13 protein-coding genes and 1 CRISPR repeat array are annotated in these 18,362 nt (G+C 44.3%); all 13 genes read left to right on the top strand.

Features of this window, described 5'->3' with window-relative positions; genetic code table 11:
* Positions 1-339: 339 nt before the first annotated feature.
* The 13 genes from DFR58_RS09800 to DFR58_RS09740 all read left to right on the top strand — a co-directional run bounded on the left by DFR58_RS09800 (position 340) and on the right by DFR58_RS09740 (position 18,034).
* On the top strand, positions 340-528 hold the full coding sequence (locus tag DFR58_RS09800) for a hypothetical protein (RefSeq protein ID WP_114297661.1): 189 nt from the start codon (positions 340-342) through the stop codon (positions 526-528).
* A gap of 140 nt (positions 529-668) precedes the next feature.
* A CRISPR array of direct repeats spans positions 669-1,780; the repeat unit is 33 nt; unit sequence ATTTCAATCCACGCTCCCCATACGGGAAGCGAC.
* Between the two features lie 459 nt (positions 1,781-2,239).
* On the top strand, positions 2,240-4,957 hold the full coding sequence (locus tag DFR58_RS09795) for an RCC1 domain-containing protein (RefSeq protein WP_207659202.1): 2,718 nt from the start codon (positions 2,240-2,242) through the stop codon (positions 4,955-4,957).
* 179 nt (positions 4,958-5,136) lie between these two features.
* Positions 5,137-5,421, top strand: coding sequence for a hypothetical protein (locus tag DFR58_RS09790; RefSeq protein WP_114297660.1), 285 nt, complete (start codon positions 5,137-5,139; stop codon positions 5,419-5,421).
* Between the two features lie 8 nt (positions 5,422-5,429).
* Positions 5,430-6,434: an AEC family transporter gene (locus DFR58_RS09785; RefSeq protein ID WP_242987521.1), complete on the top strand. Its 1,005-nt coding sequence runs from the start codon at positions 5,430-5,432 to the stop codon at positions 6,432-6,434.
* A 258-nt stretch (positions 6,435-6,692) separates the two neighbouring features.
* Positions 6,693-8,039 (top strand): NCS2 family permease, encoded by a 1,347-nt coding sequence (locus DFR58_RS09780; protein ID WP_114297659.1) that lies wholly within the window; start codon positions 6,693-6,695, stop codon positions 8,037-8,039.
* Between the two features lie 101 nt (positions 8,040-8,140).
* Positions 8,141-8,674 carry a 5-(carboxyamino)imidazole ribonucleotide mutase gene (purE, locus tag DFR58_RS09775; RefSeq protein ID WP_114297658.1) on the top strand — a complete coding sequence of 178 codons (534 nt, stop codon included), beginning with the start codon at positions 8,141-8,143 and terminating at the stop codon, positions 8,672-8,674.
* A gap of 37 nt (positions 8,675-8,711) precedes the next feature.
* On the top strand, positions 8,712-10,154 hold the full coding sequence (gene purF, locus DFR58_RS09770; RefSeq protein WP_114297657.1) for an amidophosphoribosyltransferase: 1,443 nt from the start codon (positions 8,712-8,714) through the stop codon (positions 10,152-10,154).
* 27 nt (positions 10,155-10,181) lie between these two features.
* Positions 10,182-11,204, top strand: a complete 1,023-nt coding sequence (gene purM / locus DFR58_RS09765) for a phosphoribosylformylglycinamidine cyclo-ligase (RefSeq protein WP_114297656.1) — start codon at positions 10,182-10,184, stop codon at positions 11,202-11,204.
* Positions 11,198-11,824, top strand: coding sequence for a phosphoribosylglycinamide formyltransferase (purN, locus tag DFR58_RS09760; protein ID WP_114297655.1), 627 nt, complete (start codon positions 11,198-11,200; stop codon positions 11,822-11,824). Before purM ends, purN begins: the two co-directional genes overlap by 7 nt.
* A gap of 53 nt (positions 11,825-11,877) precedes the next feature.
* Positions 11,878-13,422, top strand: coding sequence for a bifunctional phosphoribosylaminoimidazolecarboxamide formyltransferase/IMP cyclohydrolase (gene purH / locus DFR58_RS09755; protein ID WP_114297654.1), 1,545 nt, complete (start codon positions 11,878-11,880; stop codon positions 13,420-13,422).
* Positions 13,423-13,438: 16 nt separating this feature from the next.
* Positions 13,439-14,698: a phosphoribosylamine--glycine ligase gene (gene purD / locus DFR58_RS09750; RefSeq protein WP_114297653.1), complete on the top strand. Its 1,260-nt coding sequence runs from the start codon at positions 13,439-13,441 to the stop codon at positions 14,696-14,698.
* 368 nt (positions 14,699-15,066) lie between these two features.
* Complete coding sequence (locus DFR58_RS09745) at positions 15,067-17,229, top strand: anthranilate synthase component I (RefSeq protein ID WP_114297652.1); 2,163 nt, start codon at positions 15,067-15,069, stop codon at positions 17,227-17,229.
* A gap of 154 nt (positions 17,230-17,383) precedes the next feature.
* The gene (locus DFR58_RS09740) at positions 17,384-18,034 is read left to right on the top strand and encodes a DUF4085 family protein (RefSeq protein ID WP_114297651.1); all 651 of its coding nucleotides are present in this window, start codon (positions 17,384-17,386) and stop codon (positions 18,032-18,034) included.
* Positions 18,035-18,362: the final 328 nt, after the last annotated feature.

The following is an 18,362-nucleotide window of genomic DNA, read 5'->3' as shown; positions in this document are numbered from 1 at the left end:
TGCCGAAGTCTGTACTTATCAAAGTTTTTCTCCGTCTGTAAATCAATAGTGTCAAGGAAATCTTGGTCTACATGCCGGAATATGATTCTTCCTTTCTCACTTTTGGTACATCGAGCCTTAAATTCACATCCGCCACAAGCATCATAATTCCTATAATCATAAAGCAACTACACCAAAGCTGTTGACAAATAGGGCTGACTTATCTTGTGATTAGGTCAGTCCTATTTCTGTTGGGAGCGCAAGCAGGGACGGTTCTTGCCTTGCCCAGTTTGCCATGATAAAATAAAACAGAAGGTGAGCCAGTTCGGTGCGTGGAATATAGTCTAGGGGGGAGCTTTATTGAAAAAGTATTTTGTATTATTAATTTTGATTCTGTTGTTTATTTTTTCTGGAGTTGCATATTTGGGTTTTGTTTTGTTCTATGAAAATCGTGGCTATTCATATAGTGATGCAAAAGGGTATTTTGGGATAATAGTGTTTATAATTGGAATCTTGTTTTATACTGGATATACATTATATAAAAAATAAAATCCAAGTGAAATCAGAGGGTTTTCTATCTTAAAGGAAAAAGGTTCAACAATAATGTATCAATGGGACGGAGTTTCTGACAGCACTTCAAGTATCGGGAAGCGACCCACATTTCACAGTTTTACCAACGACACCGAGTAATTTCAATCCACGCTCCCCATACGGGAAGCGACAACCATTTTTGATTTCGATTATCTCACGGACAGCATTTCAATCCACGCTCCCCATACGGGAAGCGACTACACACAGGTATTGAGCTTTAAACACGCCATGAATTTCAATCCACGCTCCCCATACGGGAAGCGACCATTGACCCGAACTTTCATAATCCTTTTCCCGATATTTCAATCCACGCTCCCCATACGGGAAGCGACTATTTCTTTTGCCATTTCATCCGTCAAATCCATCTATTTCAATCCACGCTCCCCATACGGGAAGCGACAATCATAGCTGTATACACTCATTTGTAGACGTTTATTTCAATCCACGCTCCCCATACGGGAAGCGACCAATCACATATCCTTTTTACTTCGTCAGCAATAGATTTCAATCCACGCTCCCCATACGGGAAGCGACCCACCATGCACATTATGATTCATCATGAGTTTATATTTCAATCCACGCTCCCCATACGGGAAGCGACTTTAGGTGTAACTGTAATGGGTGTTTTTCTTGCGTGATTTCAATCCACGCTCCCCATACGGGAAGCGACCTTGCAATTCCTGCATGATTTTTCTATGTCCATTTTATTTCAATCCACGCTCCCCATACGGGAAGCGACCTTAATATCTCCGTCCACTGTACAAAGCACAACAATTTCAATCCACGCTCCCCATACGGGAAGCGACGATTAAACGACCATGCAGGCAGGATAAAAACAATTATTTCAATCCACGCTCCCCATACGGGAAGCGACGTGCCCTCCACCCTTTCCCCGCTATCCTCGTTTGTATTTCAATCCACGCTCCCCATACGGGAAGCGACCTAAAAAGGTTGGTGTTACAAGGGATTATGTTGAATTTCAATCCACGCTCCCCATACGGGAAGCGACTCTTACTAAAAACCCTAAGAGATACCTTAGGCTTATTTCAATCCACGCTCCCCATACGGGAAGCGACTTTAGGAGGTTGGCACGATGAATAATACAGAAAAATTTCAATCCACGCTCCCCATACGGGAAGCGACATGTGTCTACCGGCACCATGACTGGGGCCATGAAATTTCAATCCACGCTCCCCATACGGGAAGCGACAGCCAAATTGCACAAATGCATGTTGCGCTTGTTGTGCAATATGCACAAGTTTCATAGCAAAATTAGCGCAGCCCCGCAATATACTCCTGTATATCTGCCGATTTACGCCACGATCCGACATTTTTTCAGGTGCGAATGTCCCGTGGGATTTTATGATCGCTTCACATTCGCACTGCAATGCTAAAGACCTTTCCTATATCCTTAATTCTCCATAGAAAGTAAAAATCCTTCCAAGCTTTATAAACTGATAACAAAAATGAGTCTTCTTTTTCTCCTCTATATTTACAATTTTTGTCAACATATATAAAATTATTGCATATGTTGACAAAAATTGATTACATATGTATAATTATCATTGCTATTATTTCATACAAATCTATTATTATGTATGCGGTTGAGAGTGGCCGTAAGCCGCCACATCAATTTCTTATACCGTAATTAACAAGGGGGGCTATTTTTATGTTCAAAAAGAAAAAGCTTTTTACTGTGATTGTGGTGGTGGTATTCCTTTTTCAGAGCATGTTTTCGACGGGAATATATGCATCAGCTTTGTATTCTCAAGGTATTCATGGATTGTCCGGCATCTCGGATGTCAAATGTGGTACTTACCACAGCCTTGCGCTTAATCAGGATGGTACCGTGTGGTCATGGGGATATAACTCAAGCGGTCAGCTTGGAATCGGTTCGGATGAGGATAAATCGGGCATTACTGAAATAAGCGGGCTAACAGGTGTAAAGGCCGTAGCGGCCGGAGATTCTCACAGCCTTGCACTGAAGAAGGACGGTACCGTATGGGCATGGGGGGATAATTTTTATGGGCAGCTTGGAGATGGAGGCTACGAAAATAATAGTGAGCCTGTACAGCTTGAAGGGCTCACTGATATAAAGGCAATAGCAGCAGGAGGATTCCACAGCATGGCATTAGACCAAGACGGCACAGTATGGGTATGGGGCTACAACGGCTATGGACAGCTCGGCTCCGAATTGCCTGAAAGAGTCACATCTCCTGTGCAGATACCAGGCATTACAGGGGTTAAGGCTATAGCCTGTGGGCTTGGGCATAGTATAATGCTGAAGGAAAACGGAACAGTCTATGCATGTGGAGATAATAGCTGTTATCAGCTAGGTGACGGAACGGCGTTTAATAGTGCAAATCCGGTACCGGTAGCAGCACTTACACAGGTTAGGTCTATAGCATCAGGATACTATAACAGTCTTGCACTAAAGGAGGATGGTACTGTATGGGCATGGGGAGACAACTCATATGGACAGCTAGGCATCGGTACTATTGTAAGCTGCTCTATGCCTTCACAGGTAGAGGAGCTGACGGGAATTAAATCTGTATCTGTGGGTGCCGCATATAGTCTGGCTGTGAAGTCGGACGGTACTGTATGGTCATGGGGAAATAACAGCAGCGGGCAGTTGGGCGACGGGAGTGTGACAAACAGCACAATACCTGTTCAGTCCTCCGGCCTTTCGGGTGTTAAGGCTGTGGCGGCAGGGTATTCCCATAATCTGGCATTGAATGAGGACGGTACCGTGTTCATATGGGGAGATAACAGTAAAGGCCAGCTTGGGTATGGGACGATGGAAAAAAGTAAAAATCCTATAAATATAACCGGATTATCAGACATTGAGTGTGCCTCGGCAGGGTATAGCCACAGTGTGCTGCTGAAGGCGGACGGCACTGTATGGGCGTGCGGAGATAATAACGCAGGTCAGCTTGGAAATGCTTCAAGAGTAAGCAGTGCAAGCCCGGTACAGGTAACGGGGCTTACAGGGATCACGAAAATATCGGCGGGGTGGTATAATAGTCTGGCATTGAAGGAAGACGGAACAGTATGGGCATGGGGCCTTAATTGCCTGGTAATGGCTGACGGAAGCAGGGAAATCAGTGATGCTCCCGTGCAAGTAGAAGGGCTTGGACAGGTAAAGGATATATCGGCTTCATTTCATCACAGTGCTGCGGTGAAGGAGGACGGAACTGTGTGGACATGGGGAGATAACTTCGCAGGCCAGCTTGGCAACGGAACCACATCGCCCAGTGTAATACCGGTACAGGTAACAGGGCTTTCAGGAATTAAAGCCATATCTTGCGGTAACAATTACAGCCTGGCATTAAAGGAAGATGGCACCGTATGGGGCTGGGGAGATAATTCCAGCGGACAGCTTGGAAATGGGACCACAGGCGTTAGCATAAGTCCGGTACAGGCAACGGGTCTTACGGGGGTAGACTCTGTAGCGTGCGGATTCTTCAACAGCATGGCGCTGAAGTCAGACGGCACTGTATGGGCATGGGGCCGCAATCAGGAGGGCCAGCTTGGTGACGGTACAATGACCGATAAGACAAGTGCGGTACAGGTAAACGGGCTGTCTGAAGTTAAAGCCATAGCACAGGGGTATTTTCACAGTATGGCGTTGAAGGAGGATGGAACGGTGTGGTCATTGGGACACAATGATGCAGGCCAGCTTGGTGACGGCACATTTGAAATGGGAGTATACCCGGTACAGGCGGAAGGGATTACGGAAGCTTCGGCTATTGCAGGAGGAAATTCTCACAGCATGGCAATAAATGAAAATGGCACGGTGCTATCATGGGGCAACAATTATCACGGACAGTTGGGAGGAGAAACCTATGTAATGTTCAATGCGGTGCCTATGGGGCTGTACGGTTCACCCCCAAGTGTTTCGTCTGACATTTTCGAAGGCGTACTTACCCTGACATACGGTGCAATCAGCGGAACAAGCAGCTATGAGATAGAGATAAACGGCTCGGTTATTGACAATGGCAAAAATACAAGCTATGCATACACATTGCCGGAGGATGGTCAAATTCCGGCTTACAGGGTAAGGTCGGTTAATTTGAACGGCTTTGGGGCGTGGAGTATAAATAAACCTTCGAGAGATGTTATTGGAAATGTATTGAGCGATGCTGTAAGTGCTTCATGGGGAGCTAATTCCAATGTGGACGGAACTTTATATTCTCTTGCCGCATTTAATCTCAGTGGCAGCCTGATAGCACAGACACCGTGGGAAACCGGCCTTTGGGGCACAGTAACGGGATTGCAGCCGGAAACACCATACCTTATAAGGGTTAAAGCAAGGAATGAAGATGGAGCGGAATCTGTGTGGAGCCCAATAGGCCTGATTATAACAAAGGATGCAGGCATAGAGTAAGAAAGAAGCAAAAAGGCCCCGGTCAAGCCCTACTTGGGCTGCCGGGGCTTTTCTGTTTTTTCATATAAAACAGCGTCATCTCTCTTAAGCTTGAAATTTATAGATGTAAATATGAATAATATTATTATTGAAATATTGCGTAAAAACACCTATAATAAAGTTTGAAGGAGCGTGAAGGCATGGAAGATAAAGCTTTTGAACTGATTACTCAAATGTATTCTGAAATGAAGCAGCAGTTTGAAGACATGAATAAGCAATTTGAAGATATGAATAAGCAATTTAAAGAGGTTAACAGGAAGCTGGATCAAAAGGCGGATAAAACTGATATCGTAAGGCTGGAAAATGAGCTCAATCCCAAGGTTCAGGCCTTGTTTGACGGGTATAAGCAGCATACGGATATCTTAGAGCGCATTGAAAATGAAGTTACCAGGCAGGAAGAAATTATTATGAGACGTATAAAATAGTACTACTTTTGGGGGAATTTAAAGTGCAGGGAACGGACATTATAGTTTTAAGACAGATAGTTATGTTGACCCTTCTGGGCTTGACAGGATTTTTTGCAGGCAAGACAAAGTATTTACCTGAGAACTCGGGAGTAATACTTTCAAGGATAGTTGTAAAGCTTACTGCGCCGATACTTATAGTTACAACCATGATAGGCTACAATTTTACGAAGCAGACAATATTAAACGGATTGTGGATATTTTTATTCGGTATAATTTTTATTTTAATATCGGGAGCGATTAGTGTCGCTGCGTGCAAAGCGCTTAAAATTCAGGGCGCTGCTTCAAATATATATAAAATGCTTTCAATGTTTGGAAATGTAATGTTCATGGCTTATCCTCTTTTAAGCTCCATATATAAAGAGGAAGGCATAATTTACGCCATCTTTTTCAACATTGCAAATGATGCGGTGCTGTGGACTCTCGGAATATATCTGGTGAACAAGCATAAAAACAATACGTGGAGAGAAAATATAAAGCATTTGATAAATGGAAATACCGTTGCCTTTACCGCGGGAATTATTTTTATTGCCACCAACCTTAGTCAGCATATTTCTTCCAATGCGGCGGTTAATAGCATATATACCGTTTTATTCGATACCTTCAGCCCTCTTGGCAAAACCACTATATATTTATCCATGCTTTTTATAGGATTAATATTGTCAGAGATAAAAATACAGAGCTTTTCGGATATGCTGAAAAGGTATCCTTTGTTTATATTGTCTTTTGTCAAAATGCTTATAGTTCCTGTTTTGGCATGTGTAATAATGTCATTTGCAGCACCGTTTTTAAATCCAATGGTTAAGGCTATAGTAGTACTGCAGTTGGCCATGCCTTCAGCCACCATTGTTTCGGCACTTGCCTCACAGTATGGCTCGGATTATAAATTTGCCACTGAGGGGGTGTTTGTCACTACCGTTCTGTCTGTTTTGACATTACCCGTGATGGTTTATGTTTTAGGAATATTCGGGTAATGAGGCAATTTAAATCGACCGATAAGAATACCCGGCCTTAAAAGCTTGCTATATATGAATATACACCGAGAAAACACGAATGTTTTATGCCTGTGGGGTAAATAATGTTCGTGTTTTTAACGTTGCTTCATTGACAAAGGGTGCTTCAATTTGATACTATATTTTATGTGAAAAAGAAGGCAACGAAGCAAGCATAAGGTATATTTCAGAGAGCAAGGAGCATATTATTATTTATGATTTAGGGAGGGTTTAGTTTCTATGGATAAGTTTTTTAAACTTAGGGAGAACGGTACTCGGGTAAGGACAGAGATTGTTGCAGGATTGACCACTTTTGTCACCATGGCCTACATTATTTTTGTAAATCCATCCATATTGGCTCTGACAGGAATGGAGCAGAGTGCGGTGTTTGCCGCCACATGTATTTCAGCATTTATCGGTACTATAATCATGGGACTGGTTGCTAATGTTCCCTTCGCTCAGGCTGCGGGCATGGGTATGAACAGTTTTTTTGTTACCATCGTGCTGACGGGCTTTGCAGGCGGCACAGTAAAGATAAGCTGGCAGCAGGCTCTGGCTATTGTGTTCATCTGCGGTATTATAAATATAATCATTACTGTTACAAGGGTGAGAAGGATGCTGATTAATGCGGTGCCTTTAAACCTTCAGTATGCAATCAGTGCCGGAATAGGTTTGTTCATAGCCTTTATAGGCTTTAAGTCGGCGGGAATCATAGCTGACCACGACATAAATCTGGTAGCTCTCGGAGACTTGTCCTCGCCTACCACCTTGATGGCTATAGCGGGAATCGTAATTATTGCGGTATTAATGCTGCTCAAGATAAAGGGGGCAATGCTCATTGGAATACTCGGAGTTACACTGCTGTCGGTGATTTTTGGAATGAATCCCATACCACAGGGCTTTTCACCGATTTCGGCTCCTCCATCCATGATGCCCACATTTTTTCAGCTAGACATTGTGGGTCTTTTCAAGACACTTCCTATATTCACTGTTCTTGCTCTTATACTGTCCTTCAGCCTCTCGGACACCTTCGATACACTGGGAACCTTTATAGGCACAGGCAGAAAAACCGGAATATTTAAGGATGAAGATATGAAATATTCGGGCAAGGGCATGAAAACCAAGCTTGACAAGGCGCTTTTTGCCGACGCGACAGCCACCTCCATAGGTGCGGTTCTGGGGACAAGCAACGTTACAACCTATATTGAAAGTGCCTCGGGAATTTCCGAGGGAGGCAAAACCGGACTTACTTCGGTTGTGGTTTCAATAATGTTTATTTTGTCGCTGTTCATCGCCCCTGTTGTAGGTATAGTACCGGGGTATGCCACGGCTCCCGCGCTTGTGATTGTGGGCGTGCTTATGATGTCCTCCGTAGGCAAAATAAACTTTGAGGATTTTGCAGAGGCTCTTCCGGCGTTTTTTACTGTCATAATGATGCCTCTGACAGGCAGCATTGCGGATGGAATCGCCTTTGGATTTATATTCTATTCTCTTGTAAAAATAGTGAGAGGCAGGTATAAGGAGGTACATCCTCTTATGTATATATTTGCGCTGCTGTTTATATTGAGCTTTATAGCGAACGCTTAGCAGCAAAATGCAAAGTCCGACTTCATAAAAGCCGGACTTTGCATTTTGATAAACATTATATATAGTTGCAGATATTTTAGTGGCAAAAGGAGCTGGTTAGAATGGATAAAAAATCGAAAGCCTTAGAAAAGAACCAAGCGGCAAAAGTTGCTGTAATTATGGGAAGTGACTCTGATTTTCCTACCTTAAAAAGCTGCATAAAGCTTCTTAAGGATTTTGGAGTAGAGGTGCAGGCTATGGTCTGTTCTGCTCACAGAACACCCGACAAGGCCGCCGAATTTGCAAAAAATGCCGAGAAAAACGGAATTGGAGTCATCATCGCCGCTGCGGGAAAGGCTGCACATTTGCCGGGAGTATTAGCCGCGTTTACAACTCTTCCCGTTATAGGTATTCCGATTAAATCATCTACAATGGACGGACTTGACTCGCTGCTGTCAATAGTTCAAATGCCGACGGGAATACCGGTAGCCACAGTCGCAATAGACGGTGCTGAAAATGCCGCGCTGCTGGCGGTTCAGATACTATCGGGATTACACCCTGAATTAAGGGCGAAGATGAAGGATTATAAAAAGAAATTGGCAAAAAAGGTAGAGGAAAAAAATAACGATTTGCAGGAGAAGCTTAAGGAAATATAAAACTAACAGTCATCAAGCGGTTTATAGGAGAATGACCATGAATTTTTATAATAGCATGAGGGATGGTATAAGATTTGACAAATTAAGGGAAGAGTGCGGAGTGTTCGGCATATTCAACAATGACCGTCACGACATTGCCCGTCTTACCTATTACGGCTTGTATGCACTTCAGCACAGGGGGCAGGAAAGCTGCGGAATTGCGGTAAACGACAATGGGACCATACTTTATCATAAGGACATGGGACTGGTTCCAGAGGTTTTCAATGACGTGGTTGTAAACCACCTTAAGGGGCAGATCGCCATAGGTCATGTCCGATATTCAACAACCGGCGCCAGCCGAAGAGAAAACGCACAGCCTATGGTAATAAATTACAGGAATGGACAGATGGCTCTTGCCCACAACGGAAATCTTGTAAATGCGTTGGAGCTGAGGACGGATTTAGAGAACAAGGGGGCAATATTTCAGTCCAGCAATGATTCAGAGGTTATTTTAAACCTCCTGTCGAGGTATAGGATTACCAGTGAAAGCATTGAAGAAACCCTGACTAAAATGATAAAGGATTTGAAAGGGTCATATTCTCTGCTGCTGCTCACACCCAAAAGGCTTGTAGGAATGAGGGACCCTCTTGGGATAAGGCCTCTTTGCATAGGTATTCTGGATAATTCATATGTGCTTGCTTCCGAGACATGCGCCCTAGATGCTATAGGGGCGGAATATGTGAGGGATGTCAACCCCGGAGAGATAGTTCTTATAGGTGAACAGGGAATAGAGTCAATTCAGACCGAGGTACCGGAGGAATCCAAGCTATGTATTTTTGAGTTTATATATTTTGCAAGGCCTGACAGCTACATTGACGGTATAAGTGTTCATCAGGCGAGAATGGAAGCGGGAAGAAGACTTGCAGAGGAGCATCCTGTGGATGCCGATTTGGTAATAGGAGCTCCCGACTCAGGGCTTACTGCCGCTATGGGCTTTTCTGAGAAGTCGGGCATACCCTACGGACAGGGTCTTTTAAAGAACAGGTACGTCGGAAGAACCTTTATACAGCCTGATCAGGCGCAGAGGGAAATAGGAGTTACCATAAAATTCAACGCAATGAAGAGTGCCATAGACGGCAAAAGGATTGTAATGATAGACGACTCAATAGTCAGAGGCACCACTACCCGCAGGATTGTACAAATGCTCAAGAATGCCGGGGCTAAGGAGGTGCATATGAGGGTCAGCTCCCCTCCCATGAGATTCCCCTGCTATTTTGGAGTGGATATACCGTCCACCAAGCAGCTTGTTGCATCCGCCAATTCAATTGAACAGATAAGAGAGATGATAGGTGCGGACAGCTTGGGATATTTAAGCCTGGAGGGATTGCTGAAAACTCCCGTAAGCGCCCGGTGCGGTTTTTGCAGCGCGTGCTTTAACGGAAAGTATCCCATGAGTGTGCCTATGGAGGGAAATAAATTTTCCTGCGGGGGATGCGGTTGATTTTTACACTTTTAAGGAGGATAGTTAATGGCGACATATAAGGATGCGGGCGTGGATGTAGAGGCAGGCTATGAGGCTGTCAGGCTTATGAGAGATCATGTAAAGAGAACCTTCAGGCCTGAGGTGGTTTCCGATATAGGGGGCTTTGGGGGCTTGTTTGCGTTAAACAAGGATAAGTATGACCAGCCTGTGCTTGTTTCGGGCACCGATGGAGTGGGAACCAAGCTTAAGATAGCTTTTTTAATGGATAAGCATGACACAATAGGGGTAGATTGTGTAGCCATGTGCGTAAATGACATTGTATGCTCGGGGGCGGAACCACTGTTTTTTCTTGACTATATAGCCTGTGGGAAAAATAACCCCGATAAAATTGCCGGGATAGTTAAGGGGGTTGCAGACGGGTGCGCCGCCTCGGGCTGCTCGCTTATAGGGGGAGAGACGGCGGAAATGCCGGGGTTTTACCCTGAGGACGAGTATGATCTGGCGGGCTTTGCCGTGGGCATAGTTGACAGAGCTAAAATTATAGACGGTAAAAGGATTAAAGAAGGAAACCGGCTTATAGGGCTGGCATCCTCAGGACTTCACAGCAATGGCTATTCCCTTGTAAGAAAGCTTTTAAACCCCAATCGCGAAAAAATGAGCGAGTATGTCGAGGCGCTTGGCACAACGTTAGGGGATGAGCTTCTAAAGCCTACCAGCCTGTATGTTAAGACGATACTTGATTTAAAGCAAAGATATGAGATAAATGGAATTTCTCATATTACAGGAGGCGGCTTCATAGAAAACATACCCAGAATGATTCCCGATGGGCTTAAGGTCAGGATAGACAAAGGGACATGGCCGGTCCTTCCGATATTTACACTCCTTCAGAAAATGGGAAACATCAAGGAGAGGGATATATACAACACCTTCAATATGGGAATAGGAATGGTAATGGCCGTTGATGAGGAGATTGCCGGGGATATGCTGCAATATCTGAACAGCACCTCCCAGCAGGCGTACCTCATCGGGGAAGTTATACGAGGTGAGTCCGGGGTGGAGCTATGCTGAGGATAGGGGTGCTCGTTTCGGGCGGAGGCACTAACCTGCAGGCAATCATAGACAAAATCGAGAATGGCTATTTAGATAAATGCTCTATTGTTACGGTGGTGTCGGGAAAGCATGACGCGTATGCTTTGCAGCGTGCCACAAAGCATGGTATTCCTTCCATTTGCATCAGCAGTAAGGACTATGCTTCGATAGACGAGTATGATACGGCAATAATTGAGCATTTTAAGGAGTATCAGGTGGGCCTTGTAGTTATGGCAGGGTTCCTTTCCATTCTTGGGGAAAAGTTTACAATGGCTTTTCAAAATAAAATAATAAATATACATCCTTCTCTTATACCTGCGTTTTGCGGAAAGGGCTATTATGGCATAATCCCGCATAGAAGGGCTTTAGAGTACGGGGTCCGGGTGTCGGGTGCGACTGTGCATTTTGTGGAGCGGGAGGCCGATGCCGGGCCTATAATACTGCAAAAGGCAGTTTCTATTGAGCAGGAGGATACTCCTGAGACTCTGCAGAAGAGGATTATGGAAGAGGCAGAATGGGACATACTTCCCGCGGCAATAAAGCTGTTTTCTGAAAACAGGCTTGTGGTTGAGGGCAGGAGGGTAAGGATACTTCCCTGACAGCATATCAAGAGTATATATAAAGATAAATATATAAAGGAGGAGAAATAAAAATGATTAAACGCGCATTGATAAGCGTATCCGATAAAACGGGGATAGTTGATCTGGCAAAGGAGCTTGCGGGCTGCGGTGTGGAAATAATATCAACCGGAGGAACCTCGGCTGCTTTAAAGGATGCGGGTATAGATGTGATAAATGTATCCGATATAACAGGCTTTCCAGAGTGCCTTGACGGGAGGGTTAAGACACTTCATCCCAATATTCACGCAGGGCTTCTGGCAATAAGAGATAATGAGCAGCATATGGAGCAAATTAAGGAGCTGGGGGTTGAACCCATAGATATGGTTGTTATAAACCTCTACCCCTTTAAGCAGACCATACTTAAAGGGAATGTAGACCTTGAGGAGGCTATTGAAAATATAGATATAGGCGGCCCTACAATGCTCCGTGCCGCAGCCAAGAATTATCAGGATGTAGCGGTAATTGTAGATCCTTCTGATTATGGCGCGGTTTTAGAGGAAATAAAGGCATCACGGGAAATATCCGTAAAGACAAAGTTTAAGCTTGCCTATAAGGTGTTTGAGCACACCAGTCATTATGACACGCTTATAGCGGGGTATTTGAGGGATAAGCTGGGAGAGGAATTTTTCCCTGAAACCCTTTCACTGACCTTTGAAAAGGCTCAGGAAATGAGATATGGGGAAAACCCCCATCAGAAGGCGGTATTTTATAAGGAAGTCGGCGCTAATGTCGGGTGCATAACAGCCGCAAAGCAGCTTCACGGCAAGGAGCTGTCGTACAACAACATAAATGACATAAACGGAGCGCTGGAGCTTTTAAAGGAGTTTGAGCAGCCCACCGCTGTGGCGGTAAAACATGCAAACCCATGCGGAGTTGCCAGCTCCGACAACATATATGACGCTTATGTAAAGACCTACGAGTCGGACCCTGTTTCAATATTTGGAGGAATACTGGCTTTGAACAGGGAGGTTGACGCCGCTGTGGCGGAGGAAATACATAAGATTTTTCTTGAAATAGTTATAGCACCCTCCTTTACAGAGGAGGCGATTGGCATACTGACACAGAAAAAGAATTTAAGGCTTATGCAGCTTGATAATATATCCGCAAAGCTTCCCGCAGGCACATATGACATGAAGAAGGTTGCGGGAGGGCTGCTTGTTCAGAATTACAACAATGAGCTTATAAACCTTGACGAGCTTAAGGTTGTCACAGAGGTAAGGCCTGCCGCCCAGCAAATTGAGGACATGATTTTTGCAATGACGGTGGTAAAGCACACAAAGTCGAACGGAATAGCTCTTGCAAAGAATAAGCAGTCACTTGGAATAGGCCCCGGACAGACCAACAGGATAATGGCTGCAAAGATAGCTATAGAGTACGCAGGAGACAGAGCAAACGGAGCGGTTATGGCATCTGATGCCTATTTCCCGTTCAGCGACTGCGTAGAGGCGGCGGCCGCTGCCGGGATAAAGGCTATTATTCAGCCAGGAGGCTCGGTAAGGGATCAGGAGTCTATAGACGCTTGCAATAAGCACGGAATTGCTATGGTGTTTACAGGGATGAGGCATTTTAAGCATTAAAATTGGAGGACGCAAAATGAAAATACTTGTGGTTGGGGGCGGAGGCAGGGAACATGCCATTGTGTGGAAGCTGGCTCAAAGCCCTCTGGTTGAAAAGATATACTGTGCCCCCGGAAACGGGGGAATTGCAGGTCTTGCTGAGTGTGTGCCTCTAAAGGCCATGGATATAGAGGGAGTAGTTGAGTTTTCAAGGGGCAATGGAGTGGATATGGTTGTTGTCGCACCTGACGACCCGCTGGTGGCGGGAATGGTGGATGCCCTCGAAGAGGCCGGCATAAGGGCTTTTGGTCCCCGCAAAAGTGCTGCAATTCTCGAGGGAAGCAAATCCTTCTCTAAGGACCTGATGAAGAAATACGGAATACCTACGGCGGGATATGAGGTTTTTGATGACAGCAGCAAGGCTGTGGAGTATTTAAGGCATCAGAGCTACCCCATAGTTGTAAAAGCAGACGGGCTTGCCCTTGGAAAGGGAGTAATCATAGCCCAATCCTTTGATGAGGCTTCGGAGGCTGTTAAAAGCATGATGGAAAATAAGGCGTTCGGAAGTGCGGGGGACACCGTTGTAATAGAGGAGTTTCTGACAGGCCCCGAGGTGTCTGTTCTGGCGTTCACCGACGGAAGCACGGTGGTGCCTATGGTAAGCTCTCAGGATCATAAAAGGGCTCTGGACAATGATCAGGGACTCAACACGGGTGGAATGGGAACATTTTCTCCCAGCAGGATTTATGACTCCCAAATGGCTGAGTATTGCATGGAAAAGATATATAAGCCTACTATAGAGGCAATGAATAATGAGGGCAGGAAATTTAAAGGAGTATTGTATTTCGGGCTTATAATAACGGAAGACGGGCCTAAGGTACTGGAATATAACGCAAGGTTCGGGGACCCTGAAACTCAGGTAGTGCTTCCAAGGCTTAAAAATGATCTGGTTGAGGTATTTAACGCTGTTATAGACGAGAGGCTTGACAGCCTCAACATAGAATGGCATGATAATGCTTCCGTATGCGTTATAATGGCTTCGGGAGGGTATCCCGGAAGCTATTCTACAGGCCATGAAATAAGCGGCATTGAGGATGCCTGCAAAAATGGCGGAAACATTGTTTTTCATGCCGGCACGAGATGTGAGGACGGAAGATACTATACGGCGGGAGGGCGCGTTTTAGGAGTAACTGCCGTGGGGGCTTCTCTTACCGATGCCATTTCAAGGGCATATGATGCCGTTAAAAAGATAAGCTTCAAGGACATGCATTACAGGAAGGATATAGGAGTAAAATAGCGATTTGCAATTTGGCTTTGCACGAGGGAAATCTTGCAGAAAATTTCAATAGCATCGAAAAATGCCTTGTAGGGAAATGTCTCTGGGGTCCGTCATCAGACATTTTTCTTAGAAGTATTCCTTACGGGTCAAATGAAATTTTCTTCCAGATAATCCCTCATGCAGCCAACTGCGAATTGAAAGGCGTAAAATAGAAAGCTTGACGAAAATAAATAATTTTCTTATAATGGTATAAATGAGAGTAAGATGAGTAGAGAAGAGAAGAGTGGAGAAGAGAAAGCTTAATCGTGGTGGTTCTTTTTTTGGGGGTTCTGTCGCAGGACAATTCTCTTCACTCCTTCTAAATTAAATTTAAAGGAGTGTTTTTTATGTTCGAATATTTATCTGATGATGGGTTTTTTGAGTATTTGACCGAGGGCAATATAAAAATTAAAAGAAAAACGGTATCGTCCGATGCAAAGGCAAGCGTTAATAAGATTTTAGAGCTTATTGACAGCAGCAAGGGGGCCCTTTTTTCAAGCAGCTACGAGTATCCGGGAAGGTATTCGAGGTGGGACATAGGCTTTGTAAACCCCTGCCTGGAGCTGAGGGCCAAAAAGCGTTCCTTTGCTTTCAATGCCTTGAATAAACGCGGTGAGGTTCTGCTTGGTGCTATTTATAATCATTTGAAGGGCAATAGCGATATAGAAGGCATCAATTTGAGCAGCGCGGGCATAGAAGGAACGGTAAAGAGAAGCGACGCTGTTTTCAGCGAAGAGGAGAGAAGCAAGCAGCCCAGTATTTTTTCGGTAATCCGGGCCGTCAATCGGTTGTTTTCATGCAAGGATGATAAATTCCTCGGGTTTTATGGGGGTTTTGGATATGATCTGGTGTTTCAGTTTGATCCCATTGAGTTAAAGCATGAACGCCCTGAAGCCGCCAATGATCTTGTGCTCTTTATGCCCGACCGCATAACTGTAGTGGATCATAGAATGGCGCAGGCCAGTGAAATAAGCTATGAGTTCATTGTTGACGGCGTAAGCACGGAGGGAATACCTGTGGAGGGCAGCAGGAACGAATTTGGCGCAGGCTGCGGAGATGTTCAGCTTCCCAAAACCGAAAAGGGGAAATATGCCTCCATTGTCAGAAAGGCTATAGAATCCTTTAAGGTTGGAGACATGTTTGAGGTTGTGCCCTCTCACACGCTTTATTATAAATGCAGCTCAACGCCATCGGAAATTTTCAACAATCTGAAGGCATCCAATCCAAGTCCATATGGCTTTATAATTAATATGGGAGGAGAGTATCTCGTGGGTTCATCTCCTGAAATGTATGTCCGTGTTGAAAATAATCGCGTTGAGACATGTCCTATTTCCGGCACCATTAAAAGGGGAAAGGATGCAATAGAGGATGCCGAGCAGATAAAAAGGCTGCTGAATTCCTACAAGGATGAGTCGGAGCTTACAATGTGCACCGATGTTGACAGAAACGATAAATCCAGGATTTGTATACCCGGTACTGTAAAGGTTATAGGGAGGAGGCAATGCGAATTTTACTCGCATTTGATCCACACCGTTGATCATGTCGAAGGATATTTAAGGCCCGAATTTGATTCGTTAGACGCCTTCATGACACATATGTGGGCGGTAACCATAACGGGAGCGCCCAAGAAGGCGGCCATAAGCTGGATAGAGAATCAGGAGGATTCGTGCAGGGAGTGGTATGGAGGCGCGGTGGGGTATATTGCTTTTAACGGTGATATCAATACCGGACTTACCCTCCGCACCATTAAAATAGAAAACAACGGAGTAGCCAAAATAAGGGCCGGAGCAACCCTTCTTATCGATTCAGTCCCGGAGGATGAGGAGGAGGAAACGTATGTAAAGGCCGCCGCGCTGGTGAAGGCAGTGGAATTTAATAAGGCACGGAGGGTGGAATTGCCGAAGGAGGAATTGAAAAGCGGTGCGGGCAAAAAGATACTGTTTGTAGATCATGAGGATTCCTTTGTACACACTCTTGCAGACTATTTCAGGCAAACGGGGGCTTCTGTTGTGACACTGCGTTCGGGTCAGGCGCAAAAGGTGTTAGCTTCGGGGGAAGCAGGCTTTGATCTTATTGTTCTTTCTCCGGGGCCGGGAAGGCCGGAGCAATTTAATTTAAACCTCACCATTAAACTGAGCATTGAAAGGGGCATACCGATATTTGGTGTATGTCTGGGATTACAGGGGCTTGTAGAGTATTTTGGAGGAAGGCTGGGACAGCTTGACTATGCGCAGCACGGGAAATCGTCACGTATAAACGCCGATGCCACAGGCAAGCTGTTTGCGGGGCTGCCGGAGGAATTTTGTGTGGGAAGGTATCATTCCCTTTATGCCGCGGAGGTGCCCGAATGCCTGAAGGTGACGGCTGTTTCTGAGGATAATATTGTTATGGCTGTTGAGCATAGAGAGCTTGCTATAAGCGCAGTGCAATTTCACCCTGAGTCTATAATGACGCTGAAGGAAAATAACGGCTTAAAGCTGGTGGGGAATGTGGTTTCGGCACTAAAATAGTTTAGGTGTCTTTATGTATACAAAGCATCTTTAGGAGGTTTATTACATTTACAACCTCTTCAAAAGATGCTTTATTTTATGTCTTTCTTTTAGGCATGTTATATAATAAGAATAATAATATACATTTAAACTACTAAATAGAAGGGGTGGTTATATGAAATATTATACAAGGGAAATGTACGAAAAGGATCAAGTTATGGATTGGCTGTTGATGGATAAGACAATTTTTAGTGACTTAGAGAGATATTATGTTGAAAACGGTATAGATTTTAATGTTAAGCATGAAGAAACAAACAAATTATTGCTTAAGTATTTACCAGAGCATCTTAGAGACAAGATATACAGTATTAAAGATGCTATATATTTGGACAAATACGACGCTTTATTTAGGCCATATTTGGTGGATGAGCTTGAAAAATGGAAGAATGATATTAAGCAAGAGTGTATCAGCAATAGTCAGGCTTACAGTAAGTATTTAAATTCAATTGCAATGCTTTTGCCAGATGGTGTCCAGACACTAATAAAAACTAGTTTGCATGATGCGCAATTGATAGAAATAAACAAACCAACAGAGAATACAATAGCGTTTGAACTTGACGGCAGTAACTGCTGCCCGCCTCAGGGCAGGTACATAATGCTGTTTTCGGATGTGAATTTTTTCCATATGACTCAGGATATATTACCGAAGTGGTGGATATATGAAGAGATTGAATTAATAAATGAAGACTGCTTCAGGATGGGAATCTTATTCGATAACGGAGAGTGTGAATTAATTGCAAACAATTTAATTTTAAAGACAAAATAGCAGAAAACAGACTATTCAGACACACTGCCTTTCCCAGAATTCCCCGAGACACATCTTCTTGCATACTACTAAGCTATTTCAAATTATAGCTGAAAATCGTCGTATTGTCTTATCGCCTTCCTTCAAAAAACTTTTTTGCATATGCTGATGCACCCCCTATGCTGTAGGTGAAGAATCAAAAAAAGATCTTTAAACGTCAAATCTTGTAAAGACAATTCCTCGTTCTCTTAGTTTTAGCTTTCTTGCCTTTGCCGTGTTAAAATAGCCGTTAACGTATAGGCATGGGTATAATTTTATGTTATAATATGCAATAACGTTTTTTAAGGAA

Origin of the sequence: Anaerobacterium chartisolvens (assembly GCF_003337415.1) — a bacterium.
GTDB classification, from domain to species: domain Bacteria; phylum Bacillota; class Clostridia; order Acetivibrionales; family DSM-27016; genus Anaerobacterium; species Anaerobacterium chartisolvens.
Note: the sequence above shows the minus strand (reverse complement) of the source record. Positions and strands in the feature narration are given on the sequence as shown.